Source organism: Hyphomonas sp. J20-32, assembly GCF_055808555.1.
The window spans coordinates 2,651,201-2,673,695 of sequence record NZ_CM147873.1; the positions used below are offsets into that span (position 1 = coordinate 2,651,201).

The following is a 22,495-nucleotide window of genomic DNA, read 5'->3' on the forward strand; positions in this document are numbered from 1 at the left end:
TTGATGTTCGCGCGATCATGCCTGTTGGCCGCATCACTGCTCGTTGCAGCGGCGTGCCAGCAGGCCCCTGTTATCCCCTCACCTGAACAGCCAGTCACCGACGCAAACCTGTTGACCCCGGCTGCCTCGCTCGCCGCAACGTGTTCAGGCTGTCATGCCGGACCCGGCACAGGCGTGCCCAGTCTCGAACATATGGATGCCGAGACTCTTTCGGCACGACTGTCATTCTACAAGACTGAGACCGAAGGCACGTCCGTGATGCATCGCATTGCGCGCGGCTATTCACCGGCACAAATCGAGGCCATCAGCCAGTATCTCAGCGCGGAGAGAAATGATGAATGAGCCGGGATTCTCTATGGATCGAAGGCACCTGATTGCGGGCATTGGCGCGCTTGCAGGTGCGAGTCTCCTGCCCTTGCCCGCATTTGCGACAACCCAAGCCCGGGTTGTGGTCATCGGCGGCGGGTTTGGTGGCGCTACGGCAGCACGCATGCTGCGAAACCTTTTGCCATCAGCCACCGTTACGTTGCTGGAACCCAATGCCTCCTATACCGCCTGCCCGTTCAGCAACCTGGTGGTCGGCGGAGCGCGGTCGATCACCGCGCAGAGCTTCTCATATGAATCGCTTGGCCGTTCCGGCATAACTGTCATTGCCGAGCAAGCAACCGCCGTCGATCCTCTGGCCAGAACAGTCACCTATGGCGATGGCCAAACCCTTGCCTACGACCGGCTTATCCTCTCGCCCGGTATCGACTTTCGCTGGGGCGCCATTGAAGGCTATGACGTCGCTGCCGTAGAGCGCATGCCACACGCCTGGAAGGCGGGGACGGGCACGATACGCCTGCGCGACCAGCTCATGGCAATGGACGATGGCGGCCGCGTCGTGATGTCGGTTCCCGCGCCGCCCTTCCGCTGCCCACCGGGCCCGTACGAACGCGCCAGCCTCATCGCGAACTACCTGAAAACTAACAAACCGAATTCCAAGCTTCTCATTCTCGACAGCCAGGACACATTCTCCAAAATGCCCCTCTTCAGGGAAGCATGGGAGACGCACTATCCTGACCATCTTGAATGGCGCGCGGCATCGCAGGACGGGCGCGTCGTCCGCGTCGATCCGACCACGCTCACCCTGTCGACCGATTTCGAGGACATTCGTGCCGACGTGGCCAATGTCATCCCGCCGCAGAAGGCGGGAGAGATTGCTTCGCGGGCAGGCGTTGCCGATGCCACCGGCTGGTGCCCGATCGACGCAACCAGCTTCGAGTCGACACTCCAGCCCGGCATCCACGTCATCGGCGACGCGACCATCGCCGCCCCGATGCCGAAGTCTGCCTTCTCCGCAAACCTGCAAGCCAAGGTATGCGCCATCGCTGTTGCACGGCTCTTGTCCGAAATGGACGCCCAACCGACCGTGCTGGCCAATACCTGTTATTCCTTCATCACTCCGGATGAAGCCGTCTCGATTGCCGGTGTCTACTCGAACACGGGCGGCAAGTTCACAAACATTGATGGTGCGGGCGGTCTCAGTCCGGTTGGCGCAGGCGCCGACGTCCGCAAGGCGGAAGCCATACAGGCGGAAGCCTGGTTCGCCGCGATAACCGGAGAAGCCTTCGGATGAAACGGTGCTGCATGCTTGCCACCTTCGCCAGCCTGTTGACTGTCGCATGCTCGCAGGAAAGTCCGCGCCTCGTTTCACAGAACCAGATTGACGGCGACTCGATCCCCCTGCCGCTAGCCGACACAAACGCTGACGCCGCGCACGGCGAGGCCCTGTTCATCTCCCGCGATGGGGGGCATTGCGTGCTCTGCCATCAGGTTTCTGGCCTTGATGCGGAATTCCAGGGAGATGTCGGTCCGGCTCTCACAGGAATTGGTTCACGACTCTCGCCCGGCCAAATCCGCCTTCGCGTGGTCGATTATGAGCAGGTGCAGGCCGGCGTGCTGATGCCTTCCTACTACCGCACCCACGACCTATATCAGGTGGCAAGCGTGAATGATCGCCAACCGATTCTCTCTGCCGAAGAGGTGGAAGACCTCGTCGCCTACCTGTCGTCGCTGAAGGAACCCGATGCCTGACCACCCTGCCCAGCCTAAGACTATGTTCAGCCGCCGCACCCTCATCCGGCTTGGCGCAGGCAGTGTGCTGGTCGCAGCCACGCCCCTGCCGGTCTTTGCGACCCCTGATGATGTGAAGGCTGCCCAACAGGAATTGTTCGGCAGCCGCATCATCCGAGAGGGCCGCGTCAAGCTCAAGCTCCCCGCCATTGCCGAGAACGGCTATTCGGTACCCTTGTCGGTCGAGGTCGACAGCCCGATGACGGAAGACGATCATGTACGCCAGATCGCCATCTTCTCGCCACGCAACCCGATAGCCAATGTCGCCCGCTTCCAGCTTGGACCTCGCGCCGGACGGGCTGCCGTCTCGACACGCATACGCCTTGGCGGCACACAAGCCGTTCAGGCGATTGCGGAGATGAGTGACGGCCGCCTCTGGTCGGGCAGCGCACAGACTGTCGTCACGCTCGCCGCCTGCGTGGTGCTCTGATGCCCAGCATCCGGCTCTCCGTCCCAGCGACCGCCCGAAAAGGCGAGGTCATAGAGCTCAAGGCACTGATCCAGCACCCGATGGAAAGCGGCTATCGTCGCGGGTCACGCGGCGAGCAGATCCCGCGCAATATCATTACACGGTTCGAATGCCTCTATGATGGCGAGATCGTCTTTTCCGCCGACTTCCACCCTGCCGTCGCCGCTGACCCGTTTCTCACTTTCTACACACGCGCGGTCAGGTCCGGGACACTGGAGTTCCGCTGGAGCGACCAGCATGGCGAAATGTGGAGCGACACAGCCCCCCTGACGGTCACATGATGCGGCGTTCCCCAGCCCTGGCGGTTGCGGCATTGCTTGCAGCCTGCAGCCCCTCTCAGACGCCTGGCTCCGCCCCGGACCTGCCGACAGCCGATGTCAGGTCCGGTTACACGTTCCTCACGGCCGAGACGCAGGCCATGCAGAACGATAGCTTCGCCAATCCCGGATTTCTCTGGGTCGACCGCGGAGCCGTTCTGTTTGAGAGCGCTGATGAGGGAACGCCCGCCTGCGCCTCGTGCCATGAAGCGGGGCTTGCTGGGGTCGCCGCCAGCTATCCCGCCATAGATGAGAGCTCCGGAGAGCTGCTCAACCTGGAAGGCCGCATCAACCAATGTCGGATCGGCCACCAGAACATGCCAGCGCTGGAATATGAAAGCGACGACCTGCTCGCCCTGACAGCCTTCGTCGCCAACCAGTCTGCCGGCAGGCCGATTGCGGTCTCCGTTGATGGCGCTGCTGGCGCACATTACAGGAATGGACGGAATTACTTCTACACCCGCCGGGGACAGTTCAACCTGTCCTGCCACCAATGCCATGACGATAACTGGGGCAAGCGACTGCGCGGCGACACGATCAGTCAGGGCCACGGCAATGGATTTCCGGCCTATCGACTGGAATGGCAGACGCTCGGCTCGCTCCAGAGACGCATCCGCGATTGCGATGCCGGTGTGCGTGCAGAACCCAAGCCATTCGGAGACCCAACCTATACCGATCTCGAACTGTACCTGAGCGCGAGAGCCAGTGGTCTGGAAGTCGAAAGTCCTGCTATCCGCCGTTGAGGTGTGCAGGAGTGTTCAAAACATTCACGCTCGCCGCCTTCGAACTGGAATTTCACGAACGCAGAACCTAGGATGCACCTTCAACCGGCAATAGCGCAAATGGCTGCAGCGAAATGACGATCAGGCATCTTCCTGCAATCCCAGCCGGGATCAAATGCAAGGCCCGTCATGTTCGGTAATAGCTTTCGCTTGTTCAAACTGTTCGGCATCGATATCCGGATCAATCCGGGCTGGGCTGTAATTGCCACATTGGTGGCTTGGTCATTAGCCCAAGGTATTTTTCCCGAGCTTTATGCAGGGCTCGACACAAGCGCCTACTGGGCCATGGCAATTGTCGCAGTCGTCGGACTTGGCGTTTCCATCATTGTTCATGAACTTGCCCATTCACTGGTTGCAGCAAGGTTTGGTACCCCGGTTTCCAGCATTACGCTTTTCATGTTCGGTGGCGTCGCGGCGCTGGAACAGGAACCAAAGGCCCCAGTGCAGGAACTGCTGATAGCACTGGCTGGACCAGCGATGAGCCTGTTCCTGGCCGGGTTGTTTTTCGCGGGTAGCCTCGCCTTGGGAGGCGCCGAACTGTTTCCTGAGCGTGCGGGCGTGTTTCACTACCTGGCCCTGCTCAACCTGGTGCTCGCCATTTTCAACCTTGTCCCGGCCTTTCCGATGGATGGCGGCCGCGCACTGCGCGCAGCGATTTGGGCCGCGACAGGAGATATCCGGACCGCCACGCGACGCGCCTCGTCTGTTGGCAAGTATATCGGCACGGCATTCATGCTGGCCGGCGTACTCGCCGTCCTGACCGGCAACCTTGTCGGCGGCATCTGGTGGATCCTGATCGGAGGGTTCATCCGTGCGGCGGCCATCGGGTCATTCATGAATACCCGTATTGAAAGCGCGCTGGAGGGACTGCCGGTCACTCGATTCATGACGACCAATCCGGATACGATTACGACCGACCTATCGCTTGCGGATTTCGTCGAAAACCATCTCTACAGATTCGGCCATGACATGTTTCCTGTCCTGAAAGACGGGCGCCCCGCAGGTACGATCGGCCTCGGTGAGATCCGAAACGTTCCAAAAGATGCGTGGCACCAAACCACGACCGGCGACGTCATGACACCGCTCGTGACGGTTAAAACCATTGCCGGCAACGAGACCGCCCTGAACGCCTTGCTGCAAATGCAGAAGAATGGCCTGAACCGCCTGCTCGTTATTGATGGTGGAACGCTCCTCGGCGTGATCGTCCTGAAGGACCTGATGGAACTTCTCTCCATGAAGCTGGCATTGGAACCTGCAAACAGCGAGACGTGACCAAATGTGTCAGTCGAAAGACATTTGCGCGCTGAAATCTGGGCGCTGCCCAGTTGTCTCAATTGCAGGCCACGTCCTTGCCTTCATGCTCGCTGGAGATAATGGCCAGCGCGCTCTGATAGACCTCAGGCGTCATCAGCGCTTTCAGTTCGCAGACATTGAATCCTTCCGGGTCAAACATGGATACGTTTCGGCGCGCCTCGCGTGCTACGCCTTCATTTCCTACCTGTTCTGCGGATAATGCCCGGACAAGCTCGTTCCAGGCGAACAGTCCGGTCTTCTCAATCTTGACCGCATGGTTGAAGGCCCCCTCAAAATCGCCATCGCGCAGATAGGTGAACCCCTTGTTTTCGGCGGAGCCGCTCTGCTGGTTCTCGGTCTGCCCGAGTGCAACTCTCAGGGCGATCGCCTTGTCGAGACAAGCGCGTGTGAGCTTCATCAAATGCGATCCATCGCCATCACCCCCTGCCCCACATACGCGTTCGGCCAGAGCCCGGGCGGATTCGATGCCGGAATCCGGCGGCAAGTCCGCGGTGGTGATCAACACTGTCCCCAACCCATGAAAGGCGTTCATCTGAATCGTCTGCTCCGCAGGATCAGGCGTGTCGTCCGCTGATGGATCGACCCGGTTGAGCGCCAGAGAATAATCGCTGAGCGCTTCCCGCGTCCGGCCCAGTTTTCGATTGCACTGGGCCCGCCAGTAGAGAGGCTGAAGACCAAGTTCATCATCGCTGCCAATTTGGCCCACCATCGCGTCGACCATCTGGCAATCAGCCGGCGTGTAGCTCGAACGCGCCGATGATGCGTCGATAAAGCTGATCCAGGCCAGCCCGGTCTGTGCAAGGGAACGCAAAGCCGGATCGTTCAGCGCGGATTTGAACGAATCCTGTGCTGATTTGAGCTGTTCAGGCAAACCAGCATCACCCTTCTTTATTTGGGCACCGCTGCGCTCCCATGCCAGCAGGCCAGCCGCGCCTTTCAGCAGGGCGCCTTCGGTATTGTTGCCTGGTTTCGCGGCCCGGATCTCGATCAAGCGCTCATCTGCGAGTGAGTGGCGTCCGCGCTCAAGGAAACCCATAACGGCAGGCAGAGCCTTGTCGATCGCTTGCCCCCCCGCGGAACCGGCATACATCTGGCGCATTTCGTCATAGGCGCGTCGGATGGCGGCTTCTTGAGCCGCCACGCGATTGTTTTGCTGGTCGATATCTCGGCGCATTGTGAATGCATGTTTTTCGAGCCGATCGGAATCGGCTGTCAGGCGCGCCGATTTCTCGGACAGGTCCTGCGCGACGACATAGTAGTATACGCCCAGCCCGGCGGACATCATGACCACGAGCACCAGTGTGGTAATGCCGGCGATGAGGATGTGCTTCAGGCCGCGTTGTTCGCGCGACACAAGATCGATCAATTGCCGTTCGGCGGAGTCCGACATGGTGTTTGTCCTAAGCTACGATTGAACCAACCATGTCCAACAAGAGGCTGCGTTTTTTCTTGCTGGCGCACTGGAGTTCACGGACGAAGCCTTCAAATAGCTTGTAGCGTTTCGCCTGCGCTGCGTAGAGCGAGCGATCGATTGAATTAATACAGTTGTGCGCAGCACACCAACTGGCGAAGAAACCGATCATTGCTGCCGATAGCGGCGCCAGAACCTGCAGGATCATGGGGGAAGCCTTTTCGCCTCCACCCTGCGCGCCAACGATGAATGAAAATCCGATAACGCCCATCGTGCCGAGAAGCAGCACGAAGCTGAAGACAAACATGCCGAAACAAAGCGACCGGATATGACAATGCCCTTTGCGCTCCTGCTGCAGGATCGCTGCGAGGACTTCGATGTCCCCCTCTTCCGCATTGTGTCCATCCGACGCTGGTATCATCCTCATTTACCCGATCAGGTAGGCTTCGTTTCAATTCTGGCCGGTGTTCGCGAATTCCATACCGTCCATATTCAGTACTGGTCGTTGCACCATCAGTAGCGGTTTTTCAGCATGACGACCGTCAGCACCTGCTTCGCCTTATCGGCATCCAGACGCAACAATGACGTAATCTTGTTCAAAAAGTCGGCCTCGGACTGACGCAGTTCACCGTCAGCCAGCACGATGTCCACACAATGCGCGAATACAGAAAGGCGCATGTCGCCGGGCAACGAATTACAGGCTTCCTTGAGGCCTTCCGGGCGGGACTGGAGGCGTTCGTTGACGAGCGCGTTGACCTTCGCGAGTTCGGCCTGGTCGAGACGCTTCATGGTGCGCGAGCGCATGACGAGCGCCGCAATTTCCTGGCGCTCTTCCGGGGCGAGTTCGCCGTCGGCGAATGCCGCCGACAGAATGAGAGCCATATAGGCTTCAGGAATGTTCCAATCCGTGTTCGTCTGGAAGTCCCGCGCGAGCTCGTCGAGATCGAGCGGCGTCGACTTTTCTGTCGTCGTCGGCGAGAAGATTATTTGTACGTCGCTCATGTCGGTCTGTCCTGATTGTTGCGCTTCAGCCATCGCCAGAGTGCTCCTTGCTGATTGGTCTGTCTATTCTATTGCGGCGTGCCGGAAATGGTACCTTCGACCGGCTTGGGCTTCACAGGGCGCGGACCGATGACCTTCACCTTGTGTGCCCTCAGCGCGTCGACATGCGCCTGGAGTATCTCGATAGCCGCGTCGTCCCATGTTGCAGGAATCGTTTTCAGGTTCTCCGGAATTGGCGGACCGCCCTTGCGTTGGTCGGCGAGAAGTTCGTCAATTTCAGTGATCAGCGCAGCGCTTTCGCCCACGAGACGGCCGATATTCTCGTCAAACATTTTCTGGTTGCTGCCAATGGTCTCCACTTCGACCCGGAGCGCATCGCGGTCAGCAGTGAGCGCAGTGATCTTTGCATTGAGATCGTCGACTACCGCGACAGTTCCGTCGTTTTCCAACTGGTCAATCTGGGTTTGCATTTGCCACACAAGATAGCCAAGCCCGACGCACGGGACCAGCATGAACAGGAAAATCAGCAGGGGCACGACAGACCCGCTCCGGTTCTTGGAAAACTGCGCATCAATGACGGGCGCCTGCGGCGGCGGGAAGAGCGTCCGTTCCTCGAATACGGTCGGCATATTGCCGCGTGGCAGGCCGTCAGACTTAACGATGTCCATTATAGTTCACTCCTAAAAATTCTTGCACTAGCGTGCGCAACTCCCAACCTGGAAAAAATCGAACTGGCGCGAAGCGGCGCTGACGTCTGCTGGCGAAAGGGCAAGGTTGACCGACGCCCCGTTGCACGCGATGGCTTTCGCCCGACCGAACTCCAGCAGCGTCGCAATCGACATAGCCAATGGCGCTTTCGGCCAGTCGCTTTCGAACACTGGCACCATGCTGGTTCCGGCTGGCTGTGTCACAAGACCCTTGCCCTGGATGAAGGCACCCTGAGCTTCGTCGCGTAGCGCATTGCGGCGCGATGTTGGTGCGGTTTGAGCAATCCGCAGATAATACATGCCAAGCAGGAACTGGCCTTCCGCGCCGCCTATGCCCGAACACCAGCTCGCATTGCCCGGATCTTCCGTCGTCGGCCTGAAGGTTACGAGGTAGGACAAGCAGGCCGCTTTCTTGTAGCGGGCCTCGGCGCCCTGCAGTGAAAACGCATCCCGTGCATACTTGACACCCGCCGGACTCGTCTGGGCCCTAGTGCTCGTGCTGTTCCTCAGCGCTTCCGCGCGCCCCAGTTCATAAAAGGCTTCTGCGCGTTCCTTTTCGTGCCCGACCGAAGGCGGGCCGTTCTGTCCGCCTGTCGCGTTTACGACATTCAGGAATGCCGTGTTGGCCGCAGCCCAGTTCGCCGGGGGCGCCAGGTGCAGCCTGCCTACTTTCAGGGACGCCTCGATCAATGAAGGCTGCGCTACCAGTGCTGCATTGAGAAGACTCAGGGAAATATCCTTGCGCAGGCCGCCAGACGCTTCCCGCGTTTCGTAGAGGGCCATGATCGCCTCTGCGACGCTGCGCCGATCATTCACAGACGCCTGCCCATTCACCTTTTGTTGGAATAGCGACCCAACCGGCGATTGCCAGTCGGCTGCGATCCAGTCCGGATATCCCAGTTCCATCGCGACATACTGCCGGTAAGCTTCACTCGCGCGATCAGGCTGAGTCGCCTTCAGCGCGTTGGCAAGCGACAGCTGCGCCTTGGCATTGCCGCCGCTTCCGCTCGCAGCCTGAGCGTAGGCGTCGACCGATGCCTGCTTGTAAAGCAGAATGTTCCCATCACCCGGGTTCACCTTGGAAAGCTCTGTTGCCGCGACAGCCAACGATTCACCGAGCCCAAGAAAAACAAGGGTCTGGTCGGCGCCGGAAAGCCCCTTCGCCGCCTCGAAAGCATTGCGGGCTGACAGGCAGTCCGTCACGCGCTGGGCAGGTGTCGTAGTCGCCTCGCGGCAAAGCTGCAAATAGGACTGGCCCAAGCCCTCCTGCGCCCGTCCGCTTGTTGGCTTGGCGACCAGCGCGACAGAATAATACTTTATGGCCTGGCTAAGGGACATGCCGCCTCGCGCGCGATTCTCATCTGCAACCGCCAGCGCGAGCGTTTCAAGCTCCTGCGCCGCCTCGGCTTTCCGTTCGGAGCGGCGGCTGGAGAGAACTGCCTTGAAACTATCGATGGCCAAATCCGTATCGGCCAACTGGCCACGGGACTTATAAAGCATGCCCCTCCGGAAATAGAATTCATTGTAGCGCCAATCGCCCTGAGCCGACCCGCGCGGCGCAAACGGTGCCGCAATGTCGTCGCTCGCGAGCTGTGTCAAAGCCTTGCTGAGGCAATCCGGCTTGCTCGAACATACAGTGGTCGCAACGAAAGGCGATGCATTGGCAAGCCCTTCCAGCGCGGTCACATAAGCCAATGATCGATCATACCGAAAGCTTGTCAGCGGCGCTTTCTGCCACTTTTTCCACTCTCTCTTGCTGAATCCGAGTGTGTTCCGGTCGGGGCTCAACAGGGCGGCGTCTGACAGCCGGATGAGTGACGTATTCACCAACTCGGCCGCCTTGACGAATTGGCCGGAGGAGTTGGTTGTGCCGGAGGCCTGGCTCAGATTGGCGCGCGCTGCATTGAAGGCGGCGATTCCCGCCTCATAGCCCTTCAGGCTAGGGCTGGCGGCAACGGCTTCGCATTGCAGACTGATTTTGGAATCCGGCGCGGCTATATCGAGACATCCTGCCGTGGACGGCGCTGCATATGCAGGCGCAGCAAGCCCGAACACCAGTCCGAGCGTCGCCAGTCCCATTTTTAGTCGTCCCGTGTTTCGTTCGCATGTGGTCACCGGAAATCCCCCTCTGGCTAACCTTGCATTAACTATAATGGCTGAGTGCGCACCAAGGTCAACGCAAAACTCCGAAAGCACAGCAAACCTGCGCAACCTGTTTCATCATGTCTTTGCCAAGCTCACCTCATTGCATCCGGGCTGGCACATTCGACCCAATTCGAAGCATTCATTATTGTTTGCGGCCGGGGGACACGAGAGAGGTGTTCGCACAGGCAGAACCTGCACAATTCGACGCGAGAACAAAACCGGAGATCCACCCGCACGCCAAGCCCAGACGACTTCAGGAAGGGACTTACACTTGCCGAACGGGTGTTGACTCGTGCCCGACCGATCGAAGCGGTGTCTTGCAGGCTCAGCCCGGGGTGGGGCGTGACAATGCAAGTCAGGCATCAATGCAGACTTGTCTCTGCGTCCCGGGCCTTCGATACCGAGAGTCACGATGTCGCGCCTCACAAGCGTCGCCTCTTCAACTCCTAATTTGTCCAGCCGCCGTCGACGACATGAATTGCCCCAGTCGTAAAAGACGCTTCGTCTGACGCGAGATACAGCGCCAAATTTGCGATTTCCTCAGCCGTACCGAGGCGCCCCATCGGCTGACGCGCCACGAACATCTGCCTTGCCTTTTCATAGTCACCTTGCGCGGCCATTCGGCCGTGGAGAGAGGGCGTATCCACCGTTCCCGGACAGATCGCGTTGCAGCGTATATTCTTGCCAACATAATCAGCCGCTATCGCCTTGGTCAGCCCGATGACACCCGCCTTTGTGGCGCCATATGCGAAGCGATTGGGCGCGCCGGTTACACTGGAGGCAACCGAGCTCATGTTCAGGATCACACCGCCGCCCTGCGCGACCATGTTTGGCAATACTGCACGGGACATTTCGTACATGGACGTCAGGTTGATCAGAAGCGACCTGTCCCAATCGGCACGCTCGCAGGTTTCGATAGTTCCATGATGGACCCATCCGGCCACATTGAACAGAATATCGAGACTCGTTTGACGGCTGCAAAACGCCGCGATGGCAGCCCGGTCCGTGACGTCCAGGATTTCCGTTGCGATGTGAGCCGTCTCCTGAAGGCTCGCAAGCGCGTCTGGGTCTATATCCGTTGCGATGACCGTTGCACCTTCGCGCGCAAACGCTGCCGCAGCGGCGCGGCCTATTCCGGCACCTGCCGCTGTGACGAGTGCTGTTTTTCCATCGAGCCTACCCAATTCAAACTCCCGTTCTATCCAAATGAATTCATTCAGCATTGCCTGCCCAGACTGTGCGCGGGTGATCTGGACGGTAAGTGTCTATCAAACCTTCGCACTGTTGCACCCATTCCGGAGAAGACCCCACCAAGTTCGGGACTGGCCAGTCGCTATCTTACAAGAGACGGTTCGGTCCAAACCAATCCGCAAGATGCTTCACAACCTATCCTATGGAAACATCGTCGGGATACAGACCGGCTTGAGTCTGAACCCAGACAGTTTGCACGCCACGTTTTTTGGCGGGCCAATGTGGCTATTTCCTGCCGGCACTCACTTTTTTGGCGCTGGACCGGATCTATTCACTGACGACCTATGCCAGCATCTTTTTGGCCACGGTTTCGGCGATCTCGAGGCAATCATTCACTTCTGCCTCCAGACTCAGCTTTTTTGGAGCGCGGCTCCATCTTTTATGGGCCAGTATGATGCTGGAAAGGACGAGCGAAACGATCAAGTCCGGCCTGTAATCATTCGCACGATCGACGCCATACTCCGCAGCAATGAACTCTCCGTAGATGTTTCTTTGCTCCCGCTCGAACGCCGTCCAGGCAAAGGCGAGTTCGTAGTCGCCTCGCTGCGTATTCCAGAACGCCAAACCCGGCTGGGAAGAGGTTTTCAAGACGTCAACCAAGGTGCGGACCTCCCGCCGGAAATACTCGAAAAAGCCGGCCTCGTCCCTGGCCTTCGATGCCCGCTCGCGCAATTCACCCGCCGCGGTTGTTACAATGCTCAAAGCAAGCTCACTCTTGCTATTGAAATGCATGAACAAAGTCGTGACGTGGATATCGGCTTCATCGGCGATGGACTGCATTGTCGTGGGGCCGTAGCCTCCGTCGCTGAACTGCTTCGCGGCCACTTTCAGAATATTCGCTCTGGTGCGTTTGCGGCGTTCTGTCCGGCGCGGGTATTTGATTTCCGCAACCTGCGCAGCAGTTCCATCCTCAGAAGGCGTAGATGTTTCGGACTTGGGATGTGTGACCATTGTGCTTCTCTTAGCACGATCTCATCCCGCCGCGCGCCTGATAATAAGTGGAAAGTCGGATTTACTGACCTTCAGATATTTATACTGGAACACTACGTGTTTGGGTGCCGTCAAGCTTCTGAAATATTGACAAATTTCATGGTCAGGACTTTTCCGAAAACGCGCCTCGTCCGCGAAAGGCCGCAAATTCCCGCGCATTTTGAGCAGGCGCCCGGTCTTTCGAACTGTACCGCTGACCGACGGCGCGGTCAGTTACAAGCGAGCCCGCCTCCGTATTTTGCGGAGACGGGCGAACCAGATGATTAGAAGGCAGCTTAAATCTTGGTGCCTCCAGCCACTATCAAGAGCGGCCGGAGGGCCAAAAGCAGGAACGCCTTAGAACTTTACGGCAAGTTCGAGATAAACTTCTCTCGGGTTCTCGACGAAGGCAGACATATCCGAGACGATTCCAGTGGCCGTTCCGGTTCCGGTACCACCCGTGAACGGAATGTCGTTCGCGCTGGTGACAACGTATTCTTCCGTCAGGTTCCGTCCGATCAGGGAAAGGGTCCAACGATCATCGTTCGACATCAGCCGCGCCGCGAGATCGAGTTTCGTGTAGGCATCCTGCACGCCGTCGGGACGCAGCGTGTCGGTAAAATTGTATTCGCCCGTATAGCTGACATCGCCCGACAGAGACGCGGTCAGAGATTGACTGACAGGGAACTCATAAGTTGCTCCCAGCCTTCCAGCCGTTTCCGGAGCCTTGGGCGGAGTGCGCCCGCTAAAGACCTGGCTCTGATAAACACCGCCCAGCAGATCCTGATCACATCCCTGAGCGATCGTCTGGCCACCGTAGCACTGGCCAATGAACTTGTCATATTCGACATCATTATAGGCGAAGGCACCCCGGAGGCTGAATCCCTCAAGTGAATCCGGCACCCAGTTGAAATCGATCTCCACTCCCCGCGTGGTGAGTTCACCGGCATTGTCCGCGATAAGGCTGACCGCTGCAGGGTCAAATACCTGTACCTGCAAATCTTCGTAGAGATAGTTGAATACGGTGGCGTTGAAGCTCAGCGTATCTCCCAGGAGGACGGAGCGAATACCGGCTTCAAAGCCCTTGGCCGTCTCGCTGTCGTATTGGCCGGCCGCCAGTGTCGACAGTGGCGTCAGCGCCTGGGAAATATTGTACCCACCGGCTTTGAAACCTTCCTTGTACGCTGCATAGTAGGAGACATTCGAGGACGGCTTGTACCGAACGGACACCTGGGGAGAGACGTTCTCATCGGAGTACTTGTCGTCGAACCGAATACCAGCCGGGAAAAATGCACCAAAGAACGATGAGGCTGGAAGCGATTCCTGGTAGGAGTCGCGCTCCTCCCGGCTCCAGCGGGCGCCCGCCGATACTTCCCATTGCTCAGAAATGTCGTACGTGCCTTCGACAAAGGCCGAGACCGTCTGACCTTCGAAACCGTTATCCCGCTTGAACGTCACATGTGTTCCCGTCGTGGGGTCCAGTGGAACAATGAAAATGTAGGCATCGGTATTGAAGATGAAGTCGGCGTCCGAAAAGAACAGTCCGAACGTGCCGTTCAGCGGGCCATCAGACTTGGTCGAGAAGCGGAGTTCCTGGGAAACCTGCTCGAAATCGGCCTTTTGGGTGAAGTTGGCTGGATAGGCTTCACCCGAAACTGTATTCAGATCCTTCTGGACGAAGCGATAGTAGCCGGTGATCGATTCCACATCGATCCCATCAAGCTCCAGACCACCCGTCAGGACCGAATAGACGGAACTAAAATCGGCGTAGGAATCGCCATTCCCCGCATAACGGTAGTTAGCGCCAGCGACTTCGCGTGGAATCGAGGAGGAATCCGACACGCCATTGATAACACAGTCTGCGTTCGGGCTGGGAGGAACCCCGTTAGCGGTTGCCGGAACCGTACGCCCTGCCCCGCATATCCGCTCAAGCACGTCGGTCGGGCCGCCGTCTTCCTGGCTGGTGGCACCGAGCTTGAGTTTCAAGTTGAAAATGTCGTTGGGCTCGTAGGCCAATGTAAGGCGACCGCTTGCCGTTTCTCCAAAGCCACGGGAATCTTCGATGCGATGGCGTTCCATGCCAAGCGGATCGAGATAGGTTGCGTCAGCGCTGTTCTCGAATGCTCCGTCGGCCTTCGAGAGCCGGAAAGCAAAGCGGGCGGCCAGCGCGTCAGAAATTGGACCGGAGACAACGCCTTCGCCATAGCGCTCCTTCGCCTCAAAGCCGTATCCAACCTTTCCTTCAGCTTCGAATTCGTCAGTCGGGTCTCTCGAAACAACCGAGATCAGACCGCCTGTAGTGTTCTTCCCGTAGAAGAGGGCCTGAGGCCCCTTGAGCACTTCAACGCGCTCTATGTCGTATTGGGGCAGTCCGATCTCGCGACCGCGGCTCATCGGGAGGCCGTCGATGTTGAACGATACCGACTGATCAAATCCGGCGCTCAAGGCTGTCGATCCGACGCCCCGGAGGAAGATGCTCGCCGATGAGCCGGAGGCTGCGCGCCCCGCAATCATCGTCGGGACGAGTGTGGAGAGGTCCATGAAGTCGTTGACAGCGTACTCGTCCAGGCTGTCGCCGGAAAGCGCCGTGATCGCGACAGGCGCATCGGTCAAGCTTTCTTCCTTGCGGCGGGCAGTAACCGTAACGATGCCGAGTCGACGCAGGCGCTCCTGCTCAGAAGCGCCCTCATCTACCGACTGCTCGTCCGCAACGGTTCCGGCCGGCTCTTGTGCCCATGCAGGCGATGCGGTGGACAGCACGGCAATGCTCGTGGCCCCCATCAGACATGCACGAAGCAAATTGCGGTTTGAGTTGTTGGGCGTAACGGACGCGAACGCACCCAGGATATTCGTTTTCAGCATGTCTTCCTCCCTAGTGGCTTCAGGAACAAATTCCTTTGCCTAATAGTATTAGTTTTAAGAAATCTAGGATTAATACCTATCTGCCGTCAACTGCTCTCGTAGGATCCGCTTATTTAATTGACACAGGTATGTTCCAGTTGATTTCGAGCGAACCGTCAGGCCCCTCAAAATTTCATCTAATCGACATAGTTTCTCAACAGGCACACCGTATCTGAGGCGCACTCAACGGTGCTCAGACGACGCGGGAGAAGGTGTTGATTCTCCAGTAAACTTGCATTTGGTGCCAAGGGACCGATATGTCTTCTCAGCAACACTTGGATACATTCTGCAACTACGAACGTTGGATAGATTTTGGGACGCCCCGACAAACCTCTGATTTCCCGGGAGCGCGCCGCAAAGGCTGCGCTTGATGTCATTGACACAAAGGGGCTCAACGCGCTCAGCCTTGAACTTGTCGCCCGCCAACTCGGCGTTAAAGCGCCTTCCCTGTACTATCATTTCAAGGACAAGAGCGAACTTCTGAATGAGGTTGCGCTATCGATCCTGCGCGACGTCAACCTGCCTCCGCCAGACCCGAACAATTGGGAACAGACACTTATCGATCTGTGCGTGGCGACCCGCCGTACAATCATGCTCCACCCGAACGCCGCGCCACTCCTGCTAGAAGTCTTCCCGCGCAGGATCTTTCCGAGAGCCTACGAATATTGGATCGGCAAATGCCCCTACCCCGCCAAATACCACATGGTCATCCTCGAAGGATCGGAGAAGATCACGTACGGGTCGGCGCTGTTTGCGGCAGCTTCTCGTTCGCGCGGGATCGCACCCATGCCCGATCTCGATCAGCGCAAGTTTCCGGCGCTAACCAAAGCTGTCCGCGCGAACAATAACGACGAAGAAGCTCTCTTCATCGGTGTATTGAAAATGTTCTTTGCCGGCGTACGTGCAACCGCTGAAGCGGACAGCAAGTCGCCTGCTGTCCGCGTCGATTGAGCATTCAGGACACACTCGTTGCCGATTTCGGAATGTAGATCGACTTCAACTGCGTGAACTCCTTCAGGCCGTAGAGACCATTCTCTGCTCCGAATCCCGATTGCTTGGCACCTGCGAGCGGAGTCAACGGAGTCATCTGGAGGTTCTGGTTAATCCAGACCGTGCCGGTATCTAGCCGTTGCGCCACCTGGGATGCTTTCTCGATGTCGCCGGACCATACAGCCCCGGCCAGACCGTATTCCGAGTTGTTCGCCCGTTCGACCACGTCATCTATATCGGAAAAGCGCATCATCGGCAGGATCGGACCAAATGCCTCCTCAGTCACGACTCGCGAATCTTCCGGAGGATTGTCGACGATCGTGAACGGAACGAAATATCCGTCGCTGTCGATCGGATCCGCCTGGTGAAGCGTCAAGCCAGAATCCATGGCGCTCTGAAGCAGGTTTTTGACGCGATCGAACTGGGCTTTGTTCTGAATGGGACCAAACTGGACCCCCTGTTCGCTACCATCCCCAACCTTGGCCGATTTTGCCAATTCAACGAGGCGGTCCCGCACGTCGTCGTAGATATCGTCATGGACATAGAGCCGCTTAGTCGCGACGCATATCTGGGCCGAATTTCCGAACGCGCCTGCAAACAATGGTTCAGCGACTTTTGCCGGATCCACGTCGGGCAGCACGATGGCGGCATCATTACCTCCCAGCTCGAGCGTGATGCGCTTCAAGTCTTGCGCCGCAGATTCCATCACCCGCTTGCCCGTAGCAGTCGATCCGGTGAACGATATCTTGGCGAAGCCCTTGTGCGAAGTCATCCAAGGACCAAGTTCGTCCCCGCCCGAGATGATGTTGATCACGCCGTCCGGGAAGACCCCTCGCAACAGCTCACCGATCTTGAGCGTTGCCAGCGGCGTGAACGGTGAAGGTTTGAGGACGATTGTGTTGCCGGTCAGCAGTGCAGGCGCCAGTTTCCAAGCCGCCAGCAGCACCGGAAAATTCCAGGGAACGATCCCGCAGATCACGCCAAGCGGAACATGATGCACCTCGACGCGCCGCTCGTCGGTATCCTCTGTAACGTCAACGGGCAGGTCCAATTCCGCGGTCGAGAGGAACCAGTAACCGGCGCCCAATATTTCATCCTTGGCAAGATTCGTCGGACGCCCCTGCTCTCGCGTGAACAGGCTCGCCAAAGCGTCTGCGTGCTGCATGATTAGATTACCCGCCTCGCGCATGGCAGCGCGCCGGTCGTCGATCGGCGTATTTTTCCAGGTGCGAAACGCCGTAGTGGCGGCATCCACGGCAGCATCGAGATGCGCGCGCGTCGCCTGCGGGCATTTTGCAATCGGCTTTGCTGTCGCAGGGTTCAGTACATCCAGCGTGTCGTCGGTTCTGACTGCCTTACCGTTGATGGTCATCGTATAATCAGAATTGAAGTCTATCATGTGCATCTCCATTTTTCCGACTGGCGCCGTGGACGACAGCCCTGTGTTTCTTCCCTTGGCAACACTAGCGCTGCTGTCACGTCCGCCACAACATGTTGTTCAGATGATTTCGGACGCAAATATCGCCGAACTTACGATTGGCGCCCCCGGTCCCCCTGCAAGCAGGCAGGTCCGCGCGCCAGGAACGGGATTGCTGGATTCACCGCGCAGCACCTGCACCGCCTCGATGGGCATTCCTATACCATGGATGAACCCCTGTGACAGGTTTCCGCCCGATGTATTGATCGGTAACCCGCCACTTGGTGCGATGAGGTTTTTGAACCGGCAGAATTCGTCAACCGACTCGTAATCGCAAAATCCGTGGTCAATCAGGGACGCGACTCCCTGCGCACTGAAATTTTCGTACACCTGGGCAACGTCAATATCTGCCGGCGTCAGTCCGGTGTCGCGCCAAAGACGCCGCGCGACCGATTTGAATCCGGCAGTGGCATACTGGTCGTCGTCGTCGTTCTCGAGCAGGTCGCCCCACCCCGCAGCCGCACCCTGCGTTACACCCACGATGTGAACGGGCGGCTTGCGGAGATCCCTGGACCGTTCGGCCGAGACCACAAGCAACGCACCTGCCCCGTCGTTTTCCCGTGAACAATCGAACAGGCGAAACGGCTCGCTGATCCAGCGCGATGAATGATACTTTTCAGCGTCAAACGGTTGACCGAACGAAGTTGCATGAGGGTTTCGCTCGCCATGATATGCAGCCGCATGAACGAAATTCTCTACTGCCGACCGGGGCACGCCATGATGCTCGAACATGCGCTGCGCCCGGATCGCGCACACTTGCGCCGGCGCGACCAGCCCGGCGCCAATCATATGCGCATTGAGATGGTGCGCCATCACCGCTGCAGACAGGCGCCCGCTGCTGCCCTGCGCGAGCGCCCTGAAGACGATCACTGCCTTGGCCTGACCGGTTGCGATTGCGCCGACGGCTTGCCCGAAAGCGGCTGCGATACCCCCGCCACCACCGCCAAATACGGAGCTGGACCAGGTCAGCTCCCTGGTTCCAAGATCCGGCATCAACCGAACTGGCTCATTGTGGTCATCGCCATAGCTCACGAAACCATCGACATCGGCAGGGTCGAAGCCGGCATCGTCACACGCGTCGACAATCGCCTGCACCAGCAAGCCGCGTTCGGCTATGGGCGCACGCGCGCGTTTAAACTGGCGCAGGCCGACCCCTGCAATGGCCGCGACCCCTCTCATGACGCCCACCGTATCGCCGGCACCACCTGATCTTGAAACACGGTCTCCGCGATCCGTCCGGTCACATTCTGGCCGATCCGGACATCGTCCTGCTCGTCCATAATTCCCACGAGGCGAGCGTTACCACCGCCTTCCAGCTCGACGACCGCGACGACGAACGGCTTTTCGATTCGCTCAAGGCCCTCGAATGGATGCCAACTACGTGTCCAGCTGAATATTTTTCCGGCGAGCGCTACACTTTCCCAGTCATGCTCCCAGCTGCCGCACGCGGCGCAACGGAATACGGCAGGCCAATGCCATTTTTCGCACGCCCTGCACCTCTGCAATCGAAGCTCACCGGCCAGGAGGCCGTCCCAATACTCAGCCTCCGCCCCGGAGGCGAGTGCCTTCGCAGCCTGACTGGGCATCTCAGGTGTTCCAAACGAGCGGGAGCGACTCCAGCGCCATCACTGTTCCTGCCCGGCTCTTGTGATGCACGCCATGCTTCAGCGAGAAGTCGGGAATACGCTTCATCCATTCTTCCGTCAGGACACGTATCTCAAGGCGGGCAAGGTTATGACCGAGGCAAAGGTGCGGACCGGATGAAAAGGTGAGATGCGTCAAGGCCTTCCGGTCAACGTCAAACGTATTCGGATGATCGAATCGTCGCTCGTCCCGACTGCCAAGCGGAAGGATGCAAAGTACCATATCACCCTCCCTGAACTGCACACCGAAGCGTTCGCAATCCTTGGTGACAATTCGAGGGGTGTTGACGACTGCGAAGCTCCGGATGCCTTCTTCCACGAAATTCGGAATGATGGCTGGTTCATCAGCCAGCCGCCGCTGCAATGCTTTGTCATTTGCAAGGTGACGGTATGTATAACTGGACACGTTGGTTACCGTGTCCATGCCGCCAAGGAACATCACAAACAGCATCGACTGCAGTTCTTCCAGAGTGATGGGTCGGCCTTCCACCTGGAAATCGACCATTTTCGAAATGAGATCATCCTCGGGCTTCGCACGACGCCGTTCGACCAGTTCTGTCATCAGGCCAATGATCTTGACGCTCATCGCCCCGATTTCTTCATTCGTCCGCGCCTTGAAGTATTCGTCAGCGATCGCCCGAAAGTCGCGCAGCCTGTCCAGCGGCATCCCCATCAATTCCATGAACACCAGGACGGGGAACTGCGAAGATACCTCATCCACAAAGTCGCATTCGCCCTTTGCCTTCAACCCCTCGATGATGTCGATCGCGAACTTTCGCACCTGCGGCTCGAGCGCATCGACCGCACGCTGGGTGAAATACGGCATCAAGGCATGGCGGTAAGGTGTACTCTGCGGCGGGTCGAGGCTCAGAGGAATGAATACGGGAGGGTTCTCAACTCGTGGTATCTGCATTTCCCGGACAGAAAAATGCTCATAGTCCTGAACCACGCGGAAGATGTCGTCGAAGCGAGTGAATATCCAATGCCCGCCATTTCGCGGCGTATAGAAAATATCCGGCGCATCATCGTGAAGCGTTGCGTAGGACTCGTGCAGGTCCTCCGTCAGACGCGGATCGGCATAGATGTCGAAATCAAACACCCGGTCTGCCGGAACATGTTCCGGCGTCGGCATGGTCTTTACATCGTCGGCCATTCTAATCTCCCATCCGCTGCGCAGCGTTGTTTATCTATTGTCATTAGTTATTGGCTGATTTTGCGCCGAGATCAATGGGCTTCCTTCGAATAGGAACAGGGGAATATCGTTTTCCGCGGCTGCAAATCTCCAATACTGCGATTGCGCCCCCGTATAAATCTATGTCTAATAGTTTTAAAGATACCGGCAACCAGCCGGGCATAACGATCCCGGGAGAAGTACCATGGCTGATTTTGACTACATCATCGTAGGCGCAGGCGCTGCGGGCTGCGTACTCGCCTATCGCCTGTCCGAAGATCCGAACGTCAGGGTCGCATTGCTGGAAGCAGGCCCCAGGGATTCCCACCCATTCATCCACATGCCCAAGGGACTCGCCAAGGTCATGGCGGATCCGAGCCATATCTGGGCCTATGCCAGCGAACCGGAGGCAACCAATGCCAACACGCCCGAAGTCTGGGTGCGCGGACGTGTACTTGGCGGTTCCAGCTCGATCAATGGCATGATGTACGTCCGAGGCCAGCCGGCAGACTTTGACGCCATCGCGGAATCGTCCAGCGACGACTGGAGCTGGGAACATATCGGCCGGGCATATGCTGCCCTCGAAGCACATGAACTTGGCGCAGACGAGACACGCGGCGCCGAAGGGCCTCTCGACATCACAGTGCCAGATACGAAGGACACGCTGACGGAAGCGATCCTCGAAGCGGGCAAATCCATGGGATGGCAGGAAAAGCCCGACACCAATGAACCCAATGATATCGAAGGCATCGGCTACGCTCCCCGCACAGTCTACAAGGGCAAGAGAGTTAGCGCTGCGACGGCGTTCCTCGATCCCATTCGCAACCGCCCGAACCTGACAATCCTGACAGACACGTCCGTCGACCGGGTTGAATTCGAGGCCATGCGGGCCACTGGCGTCCGAGTCACCCAATCAGGCGTACCGCAAGTTCTCACCGCAGAACGTGAGGTCATTCTTTGCGGAGGCGCAATGGCATCACCTGGCATTCTCGAACGCTCCGGCATCGGCGACCCTGAACGCCTCGGCAAGCTCGGCATCCCGGTTATCGTCGCCAATACAAATGTAGGTGAAAACCTGGTCGAGCACCGCGCCATAATCATCCAGTGGAAACTCAACGCTGACATTTCGCACAACAAGAAATATTTTGGCTGGCGCGTCCTACGGTCCGGCATCCAGTATTACCTGACGCGCAAAGGACCTCTTGCCGCGGCGGCCTACGAGCAGGTGGCCTGGTTCAAGACGCGCCCCGGCCTTAATCGGCCCGACGCACAATTTCTGTTTGCACCGTTCAGCTTCGATTTCGAAAAGATGCGCCAGGACGTCGAACGCTTTCCGGGCATGCACATCACAGCCTATCCGCTGAGGCCCACCTCGCGCGGCCATGTTCATATCAACTCGACTGATCCGAGCGCGCCACCACAGCTTCAGACGAACTACCGGGATACTGAAGAAGACCGCCGTGCAATGATCGGCGCTGTCCGGGTCGCGCGCGACTATGTTAAACAGCAACCGCTTGCTCAATATGTTGAATGCGAGACGATGCCAGGACCGGACTACGACACCGACGAAAAGATCCTGGAAGCCTATGACAAGTTCGGCACTTGCGGCTATCACGCAGTTGGCAGCTGCCGCATGAGCAATGACCCTGCCAATTCGGTGGTCGACCCGGCGCTTCGCGTGCGCGGTGTCGACAGCCTTCGCATCATCGACACATCCATCATGCCTGCGATACCCTCAGGAAACACGAACGGCCCGACCATGGCGATGGCATGGCGCGCAGCAGACGTGATCCTCAAGACCGCCAAATCGCCCGCAGCGGTTGATGCCTGA

21 protein-coding genes are annotated in these 22,495 nt (G+C 58.2%); 9 read left to right on the forward strand and 12 right to left on the reverse strand.

Annotated elements, in window-relative coordinates; all coding sequences use genetic code 11:
- Window positions 1-3: 3 nt before the first annotated feature.
- The 7 genes from AC0L7I_RS12915 (at window position 4) to AC0L7I_RS12945 (ending at window position 4,955) form a co-directional block, all read left to right on the forward strand.
- Window positions 4-342, forward strand: coding sequence for a c-type cytochrome (locus AC0L7I_RS12915; protein ID WP_473396832.1), 339 nt, complete (start codon window positions 4-6; stop codon window positions 340-342).
- Between the two features lie 13 nt (window positions 343-355).
- A complete protein-coding gene (locus AC0L7I_RS12920; RefSeq protein ID WP_473396833.1) occupies window positions 356-1,618 on the forward strand; it encodes an NAD(P)/FAD-dependent oxidoreductase in 1,263 nt (420 codons plus the stop codon).
- A gap of 11 nt (window positions 1,619-1,629) precedes the next feature.
- Window positions 1,630-2,076, forward strand: a complete 447-nt coding sequence (gene soxX, locus AC0L7I_RS12925; RefSeq protein ID WP_473396834.1) for a sulfur oxidation c-type cytochrome SoxX — start codon at window positions 1,630-1,632, stop codon at window positions 2,074-2,076.
- 22 nt (window positions 2,077-2,098) lie between these two features.
- Complete coding sequence (locus tag AC0L7I_RS12930; RefSeq protein ID WP_473396835.1) at window positions 2,099-2,545, forward strand: SoxY-related AACIE arm protein; 447 nt, start codon at window positions 2,099-2,101, stop codon at window positions 2,543-2,545.
- Window positions 2,545-2,865 carry a thiosulfate oxidation carrier complex protein SoxZ gene (gene soxZ / locus AC0L7I_RS12935; RefSeq protein WP_473396836.1) on the forward strand — a complete coding sequence of 107 codons (321 nt, stop codon included), beginning with the start codon at window positions 2,545-2,547 and terminating at the stop codon, window positions 2,863-2,865. The genes AC0L7I_RS12930 and soxZ overlap by 1 nt, the downstream gene beginning before the upstream one ends.
- Entirely contained in the window at window positions 2,862-3,644 is a 783-nt protein-coding gene (gene soxA / locus AC0L7I_RS12940) for a sulfur oxidation c-type cytochrome SoxA (protein WP_473396837.1), read from the forward strand. The genes soxZ and soxA overlap by 4 nt, the downstream gene beginning before the upstream one ends.
- Window positions 3,645-3,833: 189 nt before the next feature.
- On the forward strand, window positions 3,834-4,955 hold the full coding sequence (locus AC0L7I_RS12945; protein ID WP_473396838.1) for a site-2 protease family protein: 1,122 nt from the start codon (window positions 3,834-3,836) through the stop codon (window positions 4,953-4,955).
- A gap of 58 nt (window positions 4,956-5,013) precedes the next feature.
- Here the strand turns inward: AC0L7I_RS12945 and AC0L7I_RS12950 are convergent, their stop codons facing one another.
- The 8 genes from AC0L7I_RS12950 to AC0L7I_RS12985 form a co-directional block, all read right to left on the reverse strand.
- Window positions 5,014-6,387, reverse strand: coding sequence for a hypothetical protein (locus AC0L7I_RS12950; protein ID WP_473396839.1), 1,374 nt, complete (start codon window positions 6,385-6,387; stop codon window positions 5,014-5,016).
- A 10-nt stretch (window positions 6,388-6,397) separates the two neighbouring features.
- Window positions 6,398-6,835 carry a hypothetical protein gene (locus AC0L7I_RS12955; protein ID WP_473396840.1) on the reverse strand — a complete coding sequence of 146 codons (438 nt, stop codon included), beginning with the start codon at window positions 6,833-6,835 and terminating at the stop codon, window positions 6,398-6,400.
- An 86-nt stretch (window positions 6,836-6,921) separates the two neighbouring features.
- Window positions 6,922-7,410 carry a tellurite resistance TerB family protein gene (locus AC0L7I_RS12960; protein WP_473396841.1) on the reverse strand — a complete coding sequence of 163 codons (489 nt, stop codon included), beginning with the start codon at window positions 7,408-7,410 and terminating at the stop codon, window positions 6,922-6,924.
- 68 nt (window positions 7,411-7,478) lie between these two features.
- On the reverse strand, window positions 7,479-8,078 hold the full coding sequence (locus tag AC0L7I_RS12965; protein ID WP_473396842.1) for a hypothetical protein: 600 nt from the start codon (window positions 8,076-8,078) through the stop codon (window positions 7,479-7,481).
- Window positions 8,079-8,105: 27 nt separating this feature from the next.
- Window positions 8,106-10,196 (reverse strand): hypothetical protein, encoded by a 2,091-nt coding sequence (locus AC0L7I_RS12970; RefSeq protein WP_473396843.1) that lies wholly within the window; start codon window positions 10,194-10,196, stop codon window positions 8,106-8,108.
- A 512-nt stretch (window positions 10,197-10,708) separates the two neighbouring features.
- Window positions 10,709-11,446 carry an SDR family oxidoreductase gene (locus tag AC0L7I_RS12975; protein WP_473396844.1) on the reverse strand — a complete coding sequence of 246 codons (738 nt, stop codon included), beginning with the start codon at window positions 11,444-11,446 and terminating at the stop codon, window positions 10,709-10,711.
- A 349-nt stretch (window positions 11,447-11,795) separates the two neighbouring features.
- The gene (locus AC0L7I_RS12980) at window positions 11,796-12,464 is read right to left on the reverse strand and encodes a TetR/AcrR family transcriptional regulator (RefSeq protein ID WP_473396845.1); all 669 of its coding nucleotides are present in this window, start codon (window positions 12,462-12,464) and stop codon (window positions 11,796-11,798) included.
- A gap of 375 nt (window positions 12,465-12,839) precedes the next feature.
- Window positions 12,840-15,344, reverse strand: a complete 2,505-nt coding sequence (locus AC0L7I_RS12985; protein WP_473396846.1) for a TonB-dependent receptor — start codon at window positions 15,342-15,344, stop codon at window positions 12,840-12,842.
- Between the two features lie 351 nt (window positions 15,345-15,695).
- On the opposite strand from AC0L7I_RS12985, the gene AC0L7I_RS12990 reads away from it, so the two are divergent.
- The gene (locus AC0L7I_RS12990; RefSeq protein ID WP_473396847.1) at window positions 15,696-16,334 is read left to right on the forward strand and encodes a TetR/AcrR family transcriptional regulator; all 639 of its coding nucleotides are present in this window, start codon (window positions 15,696-15,698) and stop codon (window positions 16,332-16,334) included.
- A gap of 4 nt (window positions 16,335-16,338) precedes the next feature.
- Here the strand turns inward: AC0L7I_RS12990 and AC0L7I_RS12995 are convergent, their stop codons facing one another.
- The 4 genes from AC0L7I_RS12995 to AC0L7I_RS13010 form a co-directional block, all read right to left on the reverse strand.
- On the reverse strand, window positions 16,339-17,772 hold the full coding sequence (locus AC0L7I_RS12995) for an aldehyde dehydrogenase family protein (protein WP_473396848.1): 1,434 nt from the start codon (window positions 17,770-17,772) through the stop codon (window positions 16,339-16,341).
- A gap of 99 nt (window positions 17,773-17,871) precedes the next feature.
- Entirely contained in the window at window positions 17,872-19,029 is a 1,158-nt protein-coding gene (locus AC0L7I_RS13000) for a thiolase C-terminal domain-containing protein (RefSeq protein ID WP_473396849.1), read from the reverse strand.
- Complete coding sequence (locus tag AC0L7I_RS13005) at window positions 19,026-19,436, reverse strand: Zn-ribbon domain-containing OB-fold protein (protein ID WP_473396850.1); 411 nt, start codon at window positions 19,434-19,436, stop codon at window positions 19,026-19,028. The genes AC0L7I_RS13000 and AC0L7I_RS13005 overlap by 4 nt, the downstream gene beginning before the upstream one ends.
- A 1-nt stretch (window position 19,437) precedes the next feature.
- A complete protein-coding gene (locus AC0L7I_RS13010; protein ID WP_473396851.1) occupies window positions 19,438-20,646 on the reverse strand; it encodes a cytochrome P450 in 1,209 nt (402 codons plus the stop codon).
- Window positions 20,647-20,869: 223 nt separating this feature from the next.
- On the opposite strand from AC0L7I_RS13010, the gene AC0L7I_RS13015 reads away from it, so the two are divergent.
- Window positions 20,870-22,495 (forward strand): GMC family oxidoreductase, encoded by a 1,626-nt coding sequence (locus AC0L7I_RS13015; protein WP_473396852.1) that lies wholly within the window; start codon window positions 20,870-20,872, stop codon window positions 22,493-22,495.

Coding starts and splice junctions, on each gene's coding strand:
- AC0L7I_RS12915 (WP_473396832.1), top strand. CDS start 4: ATGTTCGCGCGATCATGCCTGTTGGCCGCATCACTGCTCGTTGCAGCG.
- AC0L7I_RS12920 (WP_473396833.1), top strand. CDS start 356: ATGGATCGAAGGCACCTGATTGCGGGCATTGGCGCGCTTGCAGGTGCG.
- soxX (WP_473396834.1), top strand. CDS start 1,630: ATGCTTGCCACCTTCGCCAGCCTGTTGACTGTCGCATGCTCGCAGGAA.
- AC0L7I_RS12930 (WP_473396835.1), top strand. CDS start 2,099: ATGTTCAGCCGCCGCACCCTCATCCGGCTTGGCGCAGGCAGTGTGCTG.
- soxZ (WP_473396836.1), top strand. CDS start 2,545: ATGCCCAGCATCCGGCTCTCCGTCCCAGCGACCGCCCGAAAAGGCGAG.
- soxA (WP_473396837.1), top strand. CDS start 2,862: ATGATGCGGCGTTCCCCAGCCCTGGCGGTTGCGGCATTGCTTGCAGCC.
- AC0L7I_RS12950 (WP_473396839.1), bottom strand. CDS start 6,387: ATGTCGGACTCCGCCGAACGGCAATTGATCGATCTTGTGTCGCGCGAA.
- AC0L7I_RS12955 (WP_473396840.1), bottom strand. CDS start 6,835: ATGAGGATGATACCAGCGTCGGATGGACACAATGCGGAAGAGGGGGAC.
- AC0L7I_RS12960 (WP_473396841.1), bottom strand. CDS start 7,410: ATGAGCGACGTACAAATAATCTTCTCGCCGACGACGACAGAAAAGTCG.
- AC0L7I_RS12965 (WP_473396842.1), bottom strand. CDS start 8,078: ATGGACATCGTTAAGTCTGACGGCCTGCCACGCGGCAATATGCCGACC.
- AC0L7I_RS12970 (WP_473396843.1), bottom strand. CDS start 10,196: ATGGGACTGGCGACGCTCGGACTGGTGTTCGGGCTTGCTGCGCCTGCA.
- AC0L7I_RS12980 (WP_473396845.1), bottom strand. CDS start 12,464: ATGGTCACACATCCCAAGTCCGAAACATCTACGCCTTCTGAGGATGGA.
- AC0L7I_RS12985 (WP_473396846.1), bottom strand. CDS start 15,344: ATGCTGAAAACGAATATCCTGGGTGCGTTCGCGTCCGTTACGCCCAAC.
- AC0L7I_RS12995 (WP_473396848.1), bottom strand. CDS start 17,772: ATGATAGACTTCAATTCTGATTATACGATGACCATCAACGGTAAGGCA.
- AC0L7I_RS13000 (WP_473396849.1), bottom strand. CDS start 19,029: ATGAGAGGGGTCGCGGCCATTGCAGGGGTCGGCCTGCGCCAGTTTAAA.
- AC0L7I_RS13005 (WP_473396850.1), bottom strand. CDS start 19,436: ATGCCCAGTCAGGCTGCGAAGGCACTCGCCTCCGGGGCGGAGGCTGAG.
- AC0L7I_RS13010 (WP_473396851.1), bottom strand. CDS start 20,646: ATGGCCGACGATGTAAAGACCATGCCGACGCCGGAACATGTTCCGGCA.
- AC0L7I_RS13015 (WP_473396852.1), top strand. CDS start 20,870: ATGGCTGATTTTGACTACATCATCGTAGGCGCAGGCGCTGCGGGCTGC.